Source organism: Pontibacter populi (assembly GCF_040278685.1).
GTDB lineage: Bacteria > Bacteroidota > Bacteroidia > Cytophagales > Hymenobacteraceae > Pontibacter > Pontibacter populi.
The window spans coordinates 41,458-58,540 of sequence record NZ_JBEOKT010000011.1; the positions used below are offsets into that span (position 1 = coordinate 41,458).

At 42.8% G+C, this 17,083-nt stretch carries 20 protein-coding genes; 11 read left to right on the plus strand and 9 right to left on the minus strand.

Annotated features, from left to right (window positions below):
* Positions 1–5: 5 nt before the first annotated feature.
* The 4 genes from ABS362_RS12900 (at position 6) to ABS362_RS12915 (ending at position 3,004) form a co-directional block, all read left to right on the plus strand.
* Positions 6–548: a hypothetical protein gene (locus ABS362_RS12900; RefSeq protein ID WP_350412904.1), complete on the plus strand. Its 543-nt coding sequence runs from the start codon at positions 6–8 to the stop codon at positions 546–548.
* Positions 549–938: 390 nt separating this feature from the next.
* The gene (locus ABS362_RS12905; protein WP_350412905.1) at positions 939–1,640 is read left to right on the plus strand and encodes a hypothetical protein; all 702 of its coding nucleotides are present in this window, start codon (positions 939–941) and stop codon (positions 1,638–1,640) included.
* A gap of 120 nt (positions 1,641–1,760) precedes the next feature.
* Entirely contained in the window at positions 1,761–2,408 is a 648-nt protein-coding gene (locus ABS362_RS12910) for an SHOCT domain-containing protein (protein ID WP_350412906.1), read from the plus strand.
* A 2-nt stretch (positions 2,409–2,410) separates the two neighbouring features.
* Complete coding sequence (locus tag ABS362_RS12915; RefSeq protein ID WP_350412907.1) at positions 2,411–3,004, plus strand: hypothetical protein; 594 nt, start codon at positions 2,411–2,413, stop codon at positions 3,002–3,004.
* Between the two features lie 79 nt (positions 3,005–3,083).
* Here the strand turns inward: ABS362_RS12915 and ABS362_RS12920 are convergent, their stop codons facing one another.
* Positions 3,084–3,410 carry a hypothetical protein gene (locus ABS362_RS12920; RefSeq protein WP_350412908.1) on the minus strand — a complete coding sequence of 109 codons (327 nt, stop codon included), beginning with the start codon at positions 3,408–3,410 and terminating at the stop codon, positions 3,084–3,086.
* A 98-nt stretch (positions 3,411–3,508) separates the two neighbouring features.
* Here ABS362_RS12920 and ABS362_RS12925 point away from each other — a divergent pair, with 98 nt between their 5' ends.
* Positions 3,509–4,054 (plus strand): REP-associated tyrosine transposase, encoded by a 546-nt coding sequence (locus tag ABS362_RS12925; protein ID WP_350412909.1) that lies wholly within the window; start codon positions 3,509–3,511, stop codon positions 4,052–4,054.
* 238 nt (positions 4,055–4,292) lie between these two features.
* A complete protein-coding gene (locus ABS362_RS12930; protein ID WP_350412910.1) occupies positions 4,293–5,525 on the plus strand; it encodes a hypothetical protein in 1,233 nt (410 codons plus the stop codon).
* A 214-nt stretch (positions 5,526–5,739) separates the two neighbouring features.
* Here ABS362_RS12930 and ABS362_RS12935 read toward each other — a convergent pair whose 3' ends face one another.
* Together ABS362_RS12935 and ABS362_RS12940 are read right to left on the minus strand one after the other, a co-directional pair.
* Entirely contained in the window at positions 5,740–6,249 is a 510-nt protein-coding gene (locus ABS362_RS12935) for an SRPBCC family protein (RefSeq protein WP_350412912.1), read from the minus strand.
* Positions 6,246–6,566 (minus strand): ArsR/SmtB family transcription factor, encoded by a 321-nt coding sequence (locus ABS362_RS12940; protein ID WP_340325790.1) that lies wholly within the window; start codon positions 6,564–6,566, stop codon positions 6,246–6,248. Before ABS362_RS12940 ends, ABS362_RS12935 begins: the two co-directional genes overlap by 4 nt.
* Before the next feature lie 332 nt (positions 6,567–6,898).
* Here ABS362_RS12940 and ABS362_RS12945 point away from each other — a divergent pair, with 332 nt between their 5' ends.
* Entirely contained in the window at positions 6,899–7,924 is a 1,026-nt protein-coding gene (locus ABS362_RS12945; RefSeq protein WP_350412913.1) for a pentapeptide repeat-containing protein, read from the plus strand.
* Positions 7,925–8,072: 148 nt separating this feature from the next.
* The gene (locus ABS362_RS12950) at positions 8,073–8,840 is read left to right on the plus strand and encodes a DoxX family membrane protein (RefSeq protein WP_350412914.1); all 768 of its coding nucleotides are present in this window, start codon (positions 8,073–8,075) and stop codon (positions 8,838–8,840) included.
* A 347-nt stretch (positions 8,841–9,187) separates the two neighbouring features.
* Here the strand turns inward: ABS362_RS12950 and ABS362_RS12955 are convergent, their stop codons facing one another.
* Together ABS362_RS12955 and ABS362_RS12960 are read right to left on the minus strand one after the other, a co-directional pair.
* Complete coding sequence (locus ABS362_RS12955; protein ID WP_350412915.1) at positions 9,188–9,541, minus strand: DUF3140 domain-containing protein; 354 nt, start codon at positions 9,539–9,541, stop codon at positions 9,188–9,190.
* 112 nt (positions 9,542–9,653) lie between these two features.
* Positions 9,654–10,421 carry a hypothetical protein gene (locus tag ABS362_RS12960; protein WP_350412916.1) on the minus strand — a complete coding sequence of 256 codons (768 nt, stop codon included), beginning with the start codon at positions 10,419–10,421 and terminating at the stop codon, positions 9,654–9,656.
* A gap of 368 nt (positions 10,422–10,789) precedes the next feature.
* Here ABS362_RS12960 and ABS362_RS12965 point away from each other — a divergent pair, with 368 nt between their 5' ends.
* Positions 10,790–11,692 carry a mechanosensitive ion channel family protein gene (locus ABS362_RS12965; RefSeq protein WP_350412917.1) on the plus strand — a complete coding sequence of 301 codons (903 nt, stop codon included), beginning with the start codon at positions 10,790–10,792 and terminating at the stop codon, positions 11,690–11,692.
* A gap of 112 nt (positions 11,693–11,804) precedes the next feature.
* On the opposite strand, the gene ABS362_RS12970 is transcribed toward ABS362_RS12965, so the two are convergent.
* Positions 11,805–12,488, minus strand: a complete 684-nt coding sequence (locus ABS362_RS12970) for a hypothetical protein (RefSeq protein WP_350412919.1) — start codon at positions 12,486–12,488, stop codon at positions 11,805–11,807.
* A 588-nt stretch (positions 12,489–13,076) separates the two neighbouring features.
* On the opposite strand from ABS362_RS12970, the gene ABS362_RS12975 reads away from it, so the two are divergent.
* The gene (locus ABS362_RS12975) at positions 13,077–13,637 is read left to right on the plus strand and encodes a hypothetical protein (protein ID WP_350412920.1); all 561 of its coding nucleotides are present in this window, start codon (positions 13,077–13,079) and stop codon (positions 13,635–13,637) included.
* A gap of 114 nt (positions 13,638–13,751) precedes the next feature.
* Here the strand turns inward: ABS362_RS12975 and ABS362_RS12980 are convergent, their stop codons facing one another.
* Both ABS362_RS12980 and ABS362_RS12985 read right to left on the minus strand, forming a co-directional pair.
* Positions 13,752–14,375 (minus strand): DUF4403 family protein, encoded by a 624-nt coding sequence (locus ABS362_RS12980; RefSeq protein WP_350412921.1) that lies wholly within the window; start codon positions 14,373–14,375, stop codon positions 13,752–13,754.
* Between the two features lie 371 nt (positions 14,376–14,746).
* Positions 14,747–15,220: a DinB family protein gene (locus tag ABS362_RS12985; protein ID WP_350412922.1), complete on the minus strand. Its 474-nt coding sequence runs from the start codon at positions 15,218–15,220 to the stop codon at positions 14,747–14,749.
* A 144-nt stretch (positions 15,221–15,364) separates the two neighbouring features.
* Between ABS362_RS12985 and ABS362_RS12990 the strand changes: the two genes are divergently transcribed.
* Complete coding sequence (locus ABS362_RS12990; RefSeq protein WP_350412924.1) at positions 15,365–16,165, plus strand: bestrophin-like domain; 801 nt, start codon at positions 15,365–15,367, stop codon at positions 16,163–16,165.
* 51 nt (positions 16,166–16,216) lie between these two features.
* Here the strand turns inward: ABS362_RS12990 and ABS362_RS12995 are convergent, their stop codons facing one another.
* Positions 16,217–17,032: a hypothetical protein gene (locus ABS362_RS12995; protein ID WP_350412926.1), complete on the minus strand. Its 816-nt coding sequence runs from the start codon at positions 17,030–17,032 to the stop codon at positions 16,217–16,219.
* Between the last annotated feature and the right edge of the window lie 51 nt (positions 17,033–17,083).

A 17,083-nucleotide genomic window follows, 5' to 3' on the forward strand; every position in this document is an offset into this window, starting at 1 on the left:
CAATAATGAAAAAGCTCACCTTAATCATATTCTGTATTTTCAGCGTTTTCACAACATCTTGTGATGAAAAGTTTGATAATACAGAATTCATAGGTGAATGGAAAGCAAACGAGCAAATTCCAGAAGATGAAATCTTTGTCCAGTTTGGTAAAATACCAGAGACTGGTGAGGTTAAAGGAAGAATTGTATCAGAATTACAACTTATGGGAAATGGCAGGTTTACGCATAACATAAGGGTAATTTATACAATGCTTAACAAGCAAGGTAGTGTTTTTAGAACAGGAGAATACATTGTTGAGACCAGAAGTACTGGTGAATGGGATATATCCTTTGGCAAATTACGCCTTGAACCTAGTAGTCTTGAAGTATCTCCTATTTCGGAATCCGCTAAAGATTACTTTAATAAAAATCCTGAAATACCTGAACAATTGGAAAAGGAATTTTTAGCTGAAAATTTCGCACTAAAAATAATTGATTTTACATCTAACAAATTTGTTACGGAAGGTTCATGGGGGTATGGGACTGTTACACATTATAGGGTTCAATAATATTGTTTGATCACTATAAATCAAGCACTATTAACTAAGTAGACTAGTAATTTCATAATAAACGTAATTACCACAAAACCATTATCAGATCTATTATATAACAGAGAAATAATTATTATCATGAAAATAAAAAGAACAGCAGGAACAATATTGCGTTTTTTAGGTGGCAGTTGGATGTTTCTTTGGTTTTTTATCTACTTTATAAATGGGTTGAACGGTACCAGCATTAATTTCAAAAGTCTAGGTTTTTTACTTTTAATTGGATTTGTAATTGTTGTTATAGGCGAAGCACTGAGAACAAAGTCCGAAAAATAGTTAATCTTATAATAACTAAACAACCAAGATTTTATACTAATGTAGTTGTAATGATTTCACTATTCTCGTTTTATAATGCATCCCGAAGAAATCAAGGCGAAAATTTATAAATCAATAGATGATTTAAATATTGATTTAAAAAGTATGTCTGATCCGTCCAGATATTACTTGCAAGAATTTATTGACTCACTTACACTACATAATAATGGATCTCTTGCAAATCATATTAGAGATAGGGAATCAAAAGAATTGTCATTAACTGTTTGTGTGTTTATACTTTCCATCTTAGGACTTTATTTATTTCAAGATGCTGCAAGGAGTTTTCAAAATATACTAAGTCTAAAATGGTACATAGGAATTGTTATTGTTGCTGTTACGGGAGGTGGATTTGTTGTTGCATCACTACAATTCATTTTAGAAAATAATTTCTTAAAAAGACAAAATAATATTGAGTTTGTTCCAAACTGGCTGTCAGGACTAATAACTGGTTATTTAGAACGTACATTTTTTGGTGTATGCGTTGCTATAGACTTAGGAGGAGTTATTGGTGGAATGATAGCGTGGACGGTACTAAAGGATACAGCCTTATGGTCTCAGTTTTTTAAAAATCCAGATGCTAAACCAAAAAATAGGCTTAAAGACTTTAAACGTGCTTATACAGCACTTATCCTTGGCTTCACCTCAATGTTTTTTGCTCTTATTGGAGGTATAGTTTGCTCCAATAAGCATGCTGACTTGGGAGAAAAACTAGTAAATTTAATTCATAGCTTGTATTAAAAAAGTCTTTATTTTACAAAGTAGGCACATAAAATAACAGCTTTACTTTACTCATTTTTTGTTTTTAACTTTTGCTAAAGACTGAAATAATATAACAATGTGAAATAAAAATTTAATTAAATGATACAACACGAATATTGTAGCATAGAAATTAGAAAAACAGATAAAGAATATTATTCAGATCTAGTTGCTTATAAATACACACCAAGCGGTTTGGTTGAAATAAAGTCCACTGGTCCTCACGATAATAATTCTTTAACAAAGAATATAGATAATTTTGGAAACCAACTTCTTACAGAAGGTTGGAGTAAGATAGGATTCACAGCCTTCTCACGTCCAACTACTGAGGCAAATTTTGATGAAATATATGAATATTGTGTTGTTGAATTAGATAGTAATACAGTTAAAGGATCCGGATTCTTTTCGAAAGAAAAAAAAACTTACAGACATACAGCTTACAAGCTATCACCTCAAGAACTTGTACCTATCGAAACATCTCCCCTTTATGATAATTTAGTTGATTCTCTTTACCATGATTTAAAGGATCGCTTAATGAATAATAATTGGGAAGTAATGAATGGTCAAACTGACATCTTTATACGAAAGATTGATAACCAAGAAAGTGCTGATTCAGAAACTCAATCTAATTTTACTCAGCAGAAAGACCCCATTGTACTATTAAAGCAACTTGCAGAGTTACGTGACTCGGGTGTTCTTACAGAAGAAGAATTCGAAAAGAAAAAAAGTGAGATTCTGGATAAAATGTAGCTATGATAATGGATCATGTTAAACCTTTTTTATTTGTTGTTAATTTTTCTGTATTCCTATTACTTCTAACTGGATGCAATTCCTCTGAAAAACGAAAATTCACAAAGGATCTTCAAAAGGATCTTCAAATAGAGCCGAAACATATTGTTGGCCTATGGGAAACTAGACTTGTAGGAGAACGAAATGGAGAGCTTGTGTCCGGTGGGAATATATATGTCGCATTCACTAAACCAAACAGATATGGAAAAGGAAAATTGATATACTTGTTAGAAGAGAATGAAAGTTTATATGCTGAAGAAAATTTCTATCAAATTACTGATACTTATAATGACGGAAAATTTATTGAATTTGATCATTTGACAGATGTCACGAGCTTTGAAGAAACTTTTGAAATTATAGATAAATACGGTGCGTCTGCAGTTTGGACGGAAGATAATCGTGAGGTAAACAAATTAATCACAGAACTAAGTACAGAAGAATTGGGAGCAGCAGATGTACCTGCGGATGATTTCCCAAAAACGCATTATTATCGTGTGCTTGACCAAGATTTGATTGATAAAGCTGCAATTGCAATTGATCAACAGAACAATGAATAAGAAAACAAGTGATATCTCCTGCTTGCAGCTCGTGCCTTTTCAACTAAGCCCGCACTATTAGAATTCAGCTTTATATATTTCAAGGTTTCCGATGCATAATAATTGGTCCATTCACTCCCTCTGTAACTATCCTATCATCTGTTATATCATCTACTTTAAGCATCATCTCTGATTGATTATCATATAAAAACTCCTGCTCCATTTTCTTAAGAATATCATTAGTAAAAATGATTTCACTATAAGCAGAAGCTGGTACAATATTTATAGTTCTTACTTCTACATATATAATATTTGAAGAAACGTCCCACTCGCCTGTCATCTTCATCTCTATTCCAAATGGCACCCCCCGCTGGCGCGAGCTTGTAGCTCGTGCCTTTTCTTTTCCATGCAGCCAAACCTTCAGCACGAGTAACAGTACTAGCTGCAAGCTCGCACCAGCACATTTACTCGCACTAGCGTACAAATTCCTAAACCCGCAAATTGCTAATTAAAGTATAAGCTTTCATGAGCAGGAAGTATAAATTTCATAACAAGGAAGGGCTATACTTTGTGAGTTTTGCGGTGGTGTATTGGATAGACGTTTTTACGCGGGAGGAGTACTTTGACATACTCACAGACAGCCTGGATTATTGCAGTAAAAACAAAGGCATGGAAATCTATGCCTGGTGTATCATGCCCAGTCACGTACATCTCATCTTCCAAGCCAAAGACAACAACCCCAGCGTACTACTAAAGGAACTGAAAACTTATACTTCCAAACAGCTGCAAAAAGCCATTACCGAACACAACCAGGAGAGCAGGAAAGAATGGATGCTATGGCTGATGGAGAGAGCCGGACAGAAAAACAGCAACGTGAAACACCGTCAGTTCTGGCAACAGCACAACAAACCTATCGAGCTGTGGAGCGCAGCCGTAATAGACCAGAAGATCGACTACATCCATAACAACCCGGTAGAAGCCGGCTTTGTGTCGGAATCGCACCATTGGAAGTATAGCAGTGCGATAAACTATAGTGGAGGTAAAGGTTTATTGGAAATTGATCTGGTTTGAAGTAAGGAGTCACGAGCTACAAGTTCGCGCCAGCTAAGGGCAACTGCAGTACCCGGCATTTAATTTCACCACTTTCCGGCTATCACGAACTTGAAGCCAAATGGTATAAACTCTACCACATTACACCTACAATGAGCACAGTTCACATGTTTGAGTACATTAATATAAGTTAACGTTTTAACGAAAGTAAAGAGTTTTATTTATATTTGAATATTAGAATATTACTTAACTTAAACCTATGCGCAAACTTATACTTTCAAGCCTACTCTTTATAGTAACTCTTTCAAGCTGTGAGACAGAAAAAGATGAATTACCACAACCTTCTTCTCATGATTATGATATCAACTTCCAGTACGACACCCCCTCCAAAGATATTAAAGACATAGAACTTATCTTATCACAGGAGAACGGTACAATTTTACTGGACACCATACTTGCCTCCACCAAAAAACATTCGCTGAAAGTCAGGACTACAGATACTAAAATTTATCTTACAACTATTCATTACAATGCATCAAGTAACGAGTATTTTATAAGAACTTATGTGAAAGTTAAAGCTCCTACAGACTGGCATATCGATGAATTTGCAGATCCCAGTACAGCCACGAGTCAATATGAAAGAGCTAAAATAATTTACAATAACCTTCCTCCTTACGATGCTGGTTTTCATTACATGACAAGAGACCCAGGCAGTACCAGGACATCTTGGAGCGGAAGCACCTTATCGATCGATTATGACAAGTTGTTACCGACAGATGTTGCTTATTTATTATTGCCAAAGTATGGTAAGTACATCCTTACTGAATTAACATCAGCTCAAACAACTATAGATTTTTCTGGTTCCTCTAATACTATTAAACAAAAGTACAACAGGCCTGCAGGCGCATCAAATTATATGATTTTTTTAAATGGGTTTTTAACTGCAGGTAATTATAGTAAGCCCTTAAATCTTTACTGGCCAGCAATAGCGGCAAGCAATGAATACGATTTACAGTATCCATCAAAGGGTATTGCAGAATTTGACCTTCAGGTACAGTATACAGCTGCTGATAACAGCAGACACACTTATTTATATTCTGGATCGACTGTACCCGATGACATAGACTTAGCTCCTAAAGCAGAATCTTCTGTTATTAAATCAGGTTATGATGCCTTCAGCATAGCATTTGGTCAAGACAAACCTAGTGTCTACAGTACACTTTGGTCTTTCAAAAACCCAGAATTCAACGCCAAATGGATAGTTTACTTTTCTCCCGATGAAACAAACTTTGCTCCAGAAGCATTTTTAGCTAATCTGAAGAGTCAAAAATTACAAGGAAAAGTTTTATCACCAGGCAGGCTCGCTAACACATTTACTCAAAAAGCTCCTGGCTATAGTTATCAGGCATTTCTTGACTATCAGGCTAATCCTGATGCACAAAAGAAAAAGGAAATGAAACAAATAAGGAAAATCGGTACGTATTTCAATTGATAACTGATTCCAGATGCCGCGAGCTTGTAGCTCGTGCCTTTTCTTATCTACGAAACTATAGCTACAGCACGAGTAACAGTACGAGCGACACGCTCGCACTAGCAGACGATAAATGAGTACTATAAACTATAAAAGCAGGGCTCTTTGGTTATGCACCAGCCCCGCTTTTATGGTATGCTATTAAATGTGATTTCTTTTCTGCAGCTTACAGACCTTAAGCCTCCTGTTTCTGAGCAGCCAGTATTTGATCGAGATTTTCCATTGCCATAGTCAGGCCTTCTTTAAAGCCCATCTGGATGGTAGTTTCGAGCTGTGCCAGGTCATCGAATGTGATCAGGTTCACTACTAAGGTAACCTCCTCTTTAGGTGTAAAGCTTACCTCCCACTTCGATTGCGGCATTTCTGTGTTTACCACTCCTTCGGCATCTGCAAAACCATCCAGCGCGGTATAGCGCTTTTTAGGATCAATGGTCTTGTAATTAGTTAATCCCCAATGCTCTTCCCCTTCCGGACCAACCATGGCATAGTGCCAGTAGCCACCTTCTCTGAAGTCCATCGATTTGGTGCGCGATTTCCATGGTTTAGGCGCCCACCACTGGTCCAGTATCTCGCTTTTTGTGTAAGCATCCCACACAAGCGGGAGCTCAGCTGCAAACTCTCTTTTAACGGTGATCGTTTTGTTATCCTTGTTCACGGAGAACTCAAATGCAAGGTCGTGTTTCATGGCTTATTTTGTTTTATGTTAGAAAATATAGTGTCGAGTTGGTTAAAGCGGTCTTCCCAGATCTTACGGAACTGTTCCAGCCATTTGTCAATCTCTTTCATTTTAGCAACCTCCAGCTGGTAGTAAATTTCGCGCCCCTGCTGTTCCTGTTTTACAAGCTCGCACTCTACAAGTATCTGCAGGTGCTTTGAAACAGCTTGCCTGCTGGTGTCAAAATGTTCGGCTATGGCATTCGGCGTCATCGCCTGCAAGGCAATCAACCCAATAATGGCTCTTCGGGTAGGGTCTGCTATCGCTTGGAAAACATCTCTTCTCATTTCTGTATTAAAATGTGCAACCGTTTGTTTGCCAATATACGTGCAACTAATCGGTTGCGTATAATATTTTTGATTAATTTTTTCCTAACTCACTGAAACAGGAGCTTTAAGGTGTAAATAGTATGGAGTTGTTTTGATTTACCAAACCATCCGCTGGCACGGTCTTACAGCTCGTGCCTTAGCTCCCACCCAGCTGTACTATTAACATACGAGCGGTTCAAGTTACTGCCTTTCCCTATCAGCCCAAATCCCCCAATCAATATTATATACTTCTATAACAACTGTCTCTCTATCAGGAAGTATACATACTATAAGCAAACTGCTTCTCCCCTATGAGCAATAAGATCCAGAAGCCTTCCAAACCAGTAACTGGTTCTATGTTGAAAGCTCCGTTTCTGTGGATGGAGTGGGGAATGAACTGGCTCACTTACTGGATGAGCCACCTGGCTGTATTTAAGCTTCTGAAGTATGTGGGCAAGCTGGCTATATTGGTAGCTATTATTGGCTGGTTTTGGGAGGCACCCACACGCCGGAATGCCTCCATTCGCGAGAACTGGGCTGTACTTTACGAAAAAGGGGGCGGCCGCATGGAGGCTTTGCTGTTCCTGCGCCAGGAAGGCGTTGATCTCAGGGGCTTTAACGGGGAGTATGGCTTTTTTGAGGGTATTGACCTGCAAGGGGCTAACTTATACGGAGCCGACCTATCGAATGCAAAGCTGGCAAAGGCAAACCTGAGCCACACCACTCTCACCAATTCCGAACTGAACAAAGCCGTGCTGGACAGCGCCAATTTTACAGCCGCAAAACTAGCTAACTCAGACCTGGAAGGTGCCTGGCTCCGAAACAGCAAACTAGACAGGGCCGACCTAACTTTCACTAATTTAAGTCGTGCGTTCGTGAACGGAGCCAGCCTGCGTAGAGCCAACTTAAATGAGGCCAGGTTAAGCCATGCCTTTTTCCCTGCGGCAGACCTGAGCGGTGCTACCTTCCAGTTTGCCAAGTTAGACAGTACCGACCTGAATGGGGCAAAGCTAAGAGACGCCGATCTGTCGCTGGCCGACATGCGGGGTGTGAAGTTATTTGATGCCGATCTTACAAACGCCAGGTTCACGTTTACCATTTTAGTAGGTGCCGACTTAAGCGGTGCTGTGCTACGCGGTGCAGACCTGCAAAATACCATCCTGATAAACGCTAACTTCGAAGACGCTGTGCTGGACAGCACTGATCTAAGAGGTGCCAACCTGCGTGGCGTAAACCTGAAAAATGCCAGCCTGCGCGGCGCAGATCTGCGAAGCGTCCGCTTCCTGAGCGACTCTGCTTTTATAGATGCAGATACGACTGGAATACGGCTGCGTTAATGGCAGGAGCAAAATCTCTCAAACTATCTGATTCATCTTGTGTTAGCAGTGTTCTTCCGGGTGTTGGTCTAATTTATTTTTATGTGCAGGTAAAAATGTTTGTTTGCCTACATATATAAAATACACACGCTACCAACACTATAAAACTATGCTGAAGAATAAAGACCTGCTCGCACTCCTGATCCGTATTTTTTTAGGCTACATTTTTCTCTCTGCCGGTATCTGCAAACTTACCCACGGCAACTTCGGACAAATAATAGGGCCGCCCTGGCTGGAGGAACGGCTGGCAGAATACGGTTTGGGCCTGTTTGCGCAGGTAGTAGCCGTAAGCCAGGTGGTGTGTGGTGCGCTGCTGCTCTCGCAGCGGTTTAGTTTGCTGGGTGCCGTTATGCTGGTGCCCATGAACATATCCATACTTGCTGTAACGATCTCGCAGCAATGGGCGGGCACACCAAGCATCAACGCTGTACTGTTGCTGCTCAACCTTTCACTGCTGGCCATGGAGTACCCCAAATTCAGGTTTTTGCTGCAGGCCAACACAGCTTTCAAAATCAAACCGACACGAATAGACCAGATCGGGCAGAATATGTTCAGTTGGCTGGGCTTAGCCTTTTGTTTCCTCGCGATGGCAGCTGCTTCCTTTAACCTGGTGCTCACCAATCTGTTTGCCGTACTAGCCTTCTCAACGTTTGCCCTAACTATTATCCGTAAAGGCGTTCAGGATAAGCTTGATGTGGTACTACTGACCTTGCCCTTTGTGACGATGATTGTTCTGACGCTTGGGAGAGTAATAATTTTTGCCGAACCCCTTCTGGCTTTGCTGGTACTGGTTGAGGCGCTGCTCCTGGTTGTAAGGCTTTTCTTGGGGGCAAGAAGAAAAAGAGAAACTACACAGCCTGAAGCCGCTTTGTCCTGATAGCAGGAGGTCTTTGCAGGTGTAGAATGTCCGCAGGTGTAAGTCATGCCCTACCCCCAAGAGGGACATTTTTTCTGCTATTGGTAATTTATACTTTCTGCTTTGTAGGGAGTCAAGTAGCAAGTGTATCTATAGTTTAAAGTACTCGCGCTGTGCATGTCCCCCTTTGAAGGGGGTAGGGGGATGTTTTACACCAACGAACACTTTATCTCTTCCGAAAAGCTCCCATCATGTAGATGATACTATATAGTTCAGACATTGGCTACCTGATTGACAAGTGTGTGCAGATAAAAGAATACATCAAGCAAATGAAAAGCTAAGTTTAGTTTTCGCTAACTGTAATCTACTTACTGCTTTTTGGGTTCGTGGCCCCAGTTTTTAAGGGAATAGCGCCAGGGCGTATCGTCTATGTTGCCGGAAGGGCGCTGTGCGGTGTGCCGGTGCACGTAACCCACTACCTTCCGCATGTGGGCGTAATCCTGATCGGTTAAGTCGGCTTTCTTCTTGTGCAGTATCTGTATGATCTTCCTCCCCGACTCATGCCCTACCGACTCGCTGTCATCATCTTCCTTGTAACCTACTTCTTTGGACTCGTCGGTTTTCAGCCATTTCTCCAGCTCCGAAGGCGTCATGTTAACGGCTTCTTTAAAATCCTTATAAATCTGTTCGCGCGCTTCTTTATCAAAGTCTGTCTGTGCCATAGCATTTGTTTTAAAGTTAGATTCAGTATGCTTACCAGCAACTCAGGGTATTTGTTTATAGGCTACACCTTTTGCTTAGCGTGTTTAGTTGGGGAGTTTAACTAACTGGCCGTTACTCGTTTCCAAGTGTAAACTCATACAATACCCTGAGCGATGCATCCCAGTCGGGGCGGTTAAGGCTGCGACGTACACCGGCTATTATTTCCCAGCCACGTAAATGATTAATGGCAATTCCGGTACCTGCATACCAGTCTGCGGATTCCTGGTAGGTGCCTGTTATCTCTATAAGCGGGTGCCAGCGCCCGGTTCCGTATACCGCAGCAGCACTATAAAACCAGCTCGTTTCATCTGCCTGTAATTCGGTGCCGCCACTCAGGTGCAGCTGTGTATTGCCAAACTGCCGGGCATAGCGCAACGAAGGCGAATATGACAATTCGTCCTCTTCTACTCCTTCTACAACTATGTCAGGTTTATTGAGCGGAAATTCAACTTCCAATGCAAAGGTTGCTGCCTGCCGGGGAGAGTTAAAGATCCGAACCATGGTGCCCATTTCCAGGCGGTGCGAAGTATAATTTCTGTCTGTGCCTTGTAGCAGGTTGTTCTCTAACTCCGCAGACACCTGTATCCAATCTGTGATGCCGTACTCCAGGTCCAGGCTCAGCGAGTTACCCACCTGTATATCAAATTCAGTCCGGAAATAACTTAACGTAGCCTGTACTTCGCGGCGCTCCTGCAGATACACAGCTTCCGTAAACGAGAATTCCTGTATCAGCTGCTGCAACCCCGGCTCGTCTTCTTCCTCTTCCTGGGCAAAGACGATAGTAGTACTGCCAACATAGAAAAACAGGAAAAGCAACAGGAACAGGTGGTAGGTCTTCATGGTATCGTAGCGTTTGCTAAACTTGTACCTGAACACTGTTCCTGAAGTTACTTTGTACTGCTGCCATGATTTAACAGCACTTGACTTTCTACGCAGCTACACTTTCTGCACAAGTAATGCTTCAGCATTAAGCCTGCATCAGCAAACGCTAAAACAACAAAGAGCTATAGTTTGTAATTGTTATACCAGTGCAACAGGTGATCAGGCCAAAGCAGATGGAAAACCAACGTGCTAACCTAAAACCAATGTAATACACCTGCTGCAACTGTAAGCACATGCTGCCGTTAATGGAAAACAGGTACACACGCACGCAAACCACAAAATTGCATAGCCTACAGTATCTGCATCTCAAACCAAATACCCTGTATATGCAAGAAAGCATTAGCAACTCCACAACTGACCTGATCACGGTCCTCAACCACTACTGGGAAAGGTTCCTGTTCCTGATACCGAACATCCTGATCACCATCGTCATTTTTATTCTGGCCGTGTGGCTGGCCGGTAAGATTAAAAACCTGCTCGAAGGCAGACTAACTTCCAAATCGCATGACGCAATAACTGGCAGGTACATTGCCATGGTTGCCCGGTGGGTCATCATTTTTATTGGTTTATTGCTGGGCTTACAGGCACTGGGGCTGAGCGGAGTAGCGGGCGGCTTGCTGGCGAGCGCAGGTTTATCGGCATTTGTGATCGGCTTTGCTTTCAAGGACATTGCCGAAAATTTCCTGGCCGGTCTTATACTTGCCTTTAACAGGCCTTTCGAGATAAACGATACGATAGAAATAGAAGATACCATTGGCAAGGTAAAAGACCTGCAACTGCGCACGACCCACCTCCTCACCTTCGATAGCCGCGATGTGTTCATTCCTAATGCCAAAGTGCTAAGCTCAACAGTAACGAACCTTACCAAAAACGGCCGTATCCGGATGGATTTTATAGTTGGCATCGATTACAACGACAATGCACAGGACGCCATCGACCTGATAGAAAGAACAGCGCTGGGTGTAGAAGGCGTTTTACGTGAAGACCCTCCCTATGCCACTGTAAATGAGCTTGGGACAAACACATTAAATATCAAGGTATTTTTCTGGGCCGAAACCGATGATTATAAAAAAGGAGTTGTGCTATTAAAAGGCAGTATCATGCAGGCCGTTACCAAAGCGCTACTGGAGCATGGCTTCGGACTTCCGGCCAATATACAGGAGATCAAACTATACGATTACCAGAAAGACCTTCCTATCCGGATGGTAGAGAGGTCGGCGCAGGAGTAAATCCTATAATTACATCAAAGCTAATTTCTCGCTGGCGAGAGCTTGTAATGCATACCTTTCCAGTTGCATGCAGCTCTACCTACAGCAATAATAACTTTCTGCTGAAACTAACCTACTGCTTTACGGCCGCATTAATAAACGACTGCACGATCAGGGTATCTCCTGCGTTAAGTTCAGTCAGGCCCGCAGCATCGAAAACGTTTGATGTAGCCGATGTTATAGTACTGCCGTTGGTACTTTTGAGGGTGATGAACATGCGGGGTAATTGCAGCTCTTTGTTCTTCAGGTGTGCGTAGAACCTGTTCTTTGTTTTGTACGTGTAGGCATACCCGGTTGCCGGTGCAAGTTGCTGCCATTCTGTTATAACAGGCTTGTACTTTGAAACAGCAAACTGCACATCCCTGAAGTGCGCGCTGCCTGTAGTTACGGTTACCGTACCTTCTGTTTTAGAGGTAAACACAAACAGGTCGCCTTCCTTGTGCACATCCAAACTATTGGTTGTACCATTGCTGCTACTTTCCGCTTCTTCAGCCGACAGCAATTTAAGATATTGCTCAGAGGATGGCGCCTGTTCCTTATTTTCCAGGAAGTACCAGTCACTGTACCTGTCTGCAAAAGCATTTACCCTGGCCTGATCTTTCACTTGCCCCCCACTGGTATACATAATAACGGGAGTGGTGTTATAAAACCTGATGGTCTTGTAAGTAGATGGATACGTAATATCCGGAGACACATTTTCTTTATCACAGCTTACAAACAAGCCGGCACTCAACAACAAAAAGTATAACTTCTTCATATAAGGGTCACTGATCCAAAATACAATTATACTAAAAAAGCTATACTTACACAGGTGTTGTTTTGATGAATTTCAGGCACAATTAAAGCCTCATTCCTACTATGTTTTTGTGTCTCGTTTCTTATAAGCAGTTTTTAAATATGAACGATAAGTTTAGACCAGGCAAATGTGGGAGAGTGTAATGGAGGTGTCAGGAGAAGTCGTTGATTTCACCGGCAACTATAGTTCACGCAATTTTTGGCTGTTCCAAATACTAAGGCCAATTAATAAAGGCATAGTAAAATGCATTAAATCAACAATAATTTGTCTTTTTATTCATCCATTATTAAAATAACAGCGTAGAATTTCTAATATACTTCCTGAAGTAACCCTTTCTAACTTCTTGTACCCGATCTATTGCTGCAGCATATACCCTGTTTGCAGCTAAATCCTGGATATCCCTCTGATTAAATCCTGTTCCGGACAGTTTTCGCAGAAGCATTACATCCGGCTTGCTGCCACTTTGCTCTTCAGCCATCTTTCACCCCGCACCTGGCTGATACAGTTCGCTACAATTATTTCAATTTATATCCACTTAATAGTAAAACTATGAAAGAACAGATGTTACAATTTATGAAGCCAACTATAGCTTGTATGTTGGTTTTGATTACTTTCCTGATGGGTTGCGACATGCAGCAGGACGAAGTAGAGCCACAGGGATTAATGGCTGATGAACAGGTATCTGAAGCCCGGCACGGAATGTCGCATGTTACGCTACAGGAAATAGCAATGCTACGGGCAGCTGTTGCCCGTTATCATGACATAGATAAAGCCATAGCAGACGGGTATTATGATGAGTTTACAGGGTATCGTAGCCGCATGGGATATCACTATCTGTATCCTGAGCTGTTGGACTACGAGTTTGAGCTGACCCGTCCGGAAGTTTTGGTGTACGCACCATCACCAAATGGTGGCCTGCGCCTGGTAGCAGTTGAGTATGCCATGAAAGTTGATGATCTGAAAAACCCTCCGCCTGCCCCGGAAGGCTATACCGGAGATGCGGATGTCTGGGCACTAAACTCTGAATTCAGCGTATGGACCTTACACGTTTGGATAGGCCTGAACAACCCGGATGGTATTTTTGCACCACGCAATCCGCGGCTTCCGTAAGTTGCTGACAACTAAAGTTGGGAAAAGGGCACGGGCTTATAGTTCGTGCCTTTTTTGTGAGTAGTAATTTGGGCTGTAACTGGCGCCAGCCTAACCAAAGTGAAGTATGATTGATTATATTACTACCGAAGGCAAAAATCCGGAGACATCTTCTACTTTAATTTCCAGGTTACCTTGTGCCAGCACTCGTAATGTAAGCCGGTCTGGTTTAGGGTCAATATCCTGCACGGTTACCGCCTCAACGGCACCCTTTAGTTTCAGTCCTTTCAGCTCCAGGCCCTGCTCCAACTGGCTGTTCACTTTTTCCAGCTCTTTCGCGATAATATCCTTAACATCCACTCTGGCTTTTTCAATGATCTGGTTATAGGCAACTTTGTTTACCAGTACCTCCAGGGCCGTGTTGTAAAACCCACTTGTAGTAGCTGACTCCATCGAGAACTGCTGCACATATACCTGTTGGGTGGCATTGTCGTAAGCCAGCGACACCGAAGCGTAAAGGTCTACATTGTCCCGTTTCAGGACCGTGCGCAGTATATTAAGCTGTACCCGTAATTGTAAGTTGTGCACTCCTGCCCTGCTCCCCGTTATTCCAACATCCTGCACCTGCGCATAGGGGTTTGTAGTGACACCTTCTTCGGGTTGAGGAATATACATACCGACCAGCTGTTGTTGCAGTACACTCTCCAGGGCAGCGTAAGAAATGGTAAGGGGTATGTTCAGTTGTACAGAGTTTTCCATAGTGTAATGTTCAGGAGCTTTAGCACGCAGTATCGGGCGATATAGTTACATCCTAACGGGCAATCAGCATAATTGCTTTGCCGGTATGTTGCCTAAAGGTAAGCAGAGATGTGTGGCAGGGCAAGTTATAGTTCCTTCTTTGTCATTACAGGCATTAGCCCATGGATTGTCTGTAGTTTATAGTTCAGGATTTACACAACTGGAAATTGACGCAAAAAATTGCGTCTCTACATTCTGTAACCCAATGGACAGGACCTTACTATAGAACGATACTTACAACTATAGCTGTTGCAGAACTGTCACTTAAAGGACAGCGTCGTTTCATATTGAGTCAGTAGACCCGGGCCAGCGTAAATTTCTTACTATGCCAACTATAGTTTATGAAACAACCTACGTAGCAGGACAATCTGACCGAGGTGGTAGGCATTGTGTTCGGCAACCAGCATGGCTTCGCGCAATAAGGTTTGTCCTGTGCCGTGCGGAAATGGTCTGAACAGATCGTTGGCTGGGTCCTGTACCAGTTGTATCATTTCTTCCAGGTCAGTGGCGAGGCTGTCAAGCGTTTGCTGCAGGTGGGCTTCGTCTTCAGGCGATGTTGCTTCAGGCCAGTAGTCATCGGGCCAGGCGGGTTCCTGGTAATCCGGATTCCGGCTAAAATCAAGGATATCATGTTGTGTAAAACGCAGGTGGTCCAGTAACTGCCATATTGTGTAAGGTAAGCCTTCTACTTTTCTTCCGGCTTCTTCTGCTGTCAGTCCTTCCAGCAACTCCTGCTGCGTCCGGAAAGCCTGCCCTCCGCACATCATTTTTATCAAATGTTCCCTCAATTGTTTGTCCTGTTCCATAGTTTCATTTACTACTTATAATGATGGCTTATAGTTAACGCATAAAGAACAATTCAACAGGGTATTACTCTAAATACTTTCGCTATCGTATACAGCAAAAGCCTTTGGGCAATAGTAGCTTACGACGTTTATAGTGTAGTGTTAATGGACTTTTCACGAGAGATCATGTATGACCAGAACAGTATCCTGATTGTTGCTATTTTGTTTGTGATGATCTTGCTTGCGAACGAGGCAGGCTACCGGCTGGGCCATTATTACCAAACCAAAACAGACCCGGACGTAAAGACACACACCAACACCATACAGGCCGGCACTCTTGGCTTGCTGGCGCTTATACTGGGCTTCACGTTTAACATGGCGGTGCAGCGTTTTAATAACCGCAGCGAAGCCGTGATAACAGAATCGAATACGATAGGCACAGCCCTGCTGCGCACCAACCTCCTCCCCGAGCCTTACGACTCGATCACCTACGACCAGTTACAGCAATACATCATTCTCCGGCTACAGGTTAGCAACACCCAAAATGCCCTGATATCGGAACAGGAAAGCCTGGATAAAGCAACCCGGAAACTGCAGACGGATATCTGGATAAATGCCGTGAAAGCAGCCCGCATAGACCCGAGATCTGTTACGACAGGATATTTTATAAGTGCCCTGAATGAAATGATAGATGCTTATGGAAAACGGAATGCCTTGTTGTCGCTGCACGTGCCGGAAGTTATCCTTTACTTGCTGTTCATAGTTTTTATAATGTCGGGGGCAATGATGGGATACGCCAGCGGACTGGGGAAGAAACGAACTACCTTACCTGCCATGATGATGACCTTCCTGATATGCCTGGTCGTGTTTATTGTAATAGACCTGGACAGGCCAAAGCGTGGCATTATAAAAGTGAAGCAGGATAGTATGCTGCTCCTGCGGGGAGATGATTACGAGAAGAAATAAAAACAGCCGCTACCAATTGGCAGCGGCTGTTTCTTTTACAGTTACTTATATTTAATACCTGTCATCATCTCTATAGCTTCTTCCGGAGTTTCGGCTATAGCTGGTATCGTCGCGTTCGATAGAAGAAAGGTTGTCTGAGGAGCCATAACCTCCATAATTACCAGGTGCGGAACCATAGTTCCGGTTTCGGAACGAATCGCCACGTTGTCTATCTGCATAGTCTGAGTCACTGCTATAGCTTCGGCTACCATAGTTGCTGCCCACAGAACCATAATCGTCTTCAAAGCTGCTGTTACTATAGTTCGGAATGCCACGGTCGGAATGTATGCCTGACTCTCCCATAGCTCCACTGAAACGGGAACCACGGTCTTGGTCGCGCGAACCAGAGTTATAAGAACGGTCGTTACTTCTGCCGCTGCTGTACTGGTTACTGTTCAGGGTATTGTATCGGTCAGATGTACCTTCGTAGTCAGATACACCATAGCCTTCCCGAATGTTGCCGCGCAGGTTCCGGTTGTCGTCCATGGTGTCGTTTCGGTCCATGCCGCGATAGTTGTTGTAGTTGCTACGGTAGTTGCTCAGCCTGTCGCGGTCGTTGTTCCAGTTCTGGTCGTTCTGGCGGTAATCTGAATTGCCTCTATAGTTGTTTTCTGACTGCTGACGTCTTTCATAGGCATCGCCCATGTTGCCTTCGTGGTACGAGTGCACCCTGTCGTACTGGCTGCGGTCATCGTATTGCTGGCCCATTTCATGGCGGTAGTGCCGCTCAAATTCATCTGTTAAATTTTGCGCGCTATGATAGTTTGCATCGTTGCGATAGTCATCATAGCTTCCGTAATCGTAGCGGTCTCTTTCTTGTCTGTTCATAGTTATTATATAGGTTTGTTTCCTTTTTTAAACGACTGAACAGGCTTGTGG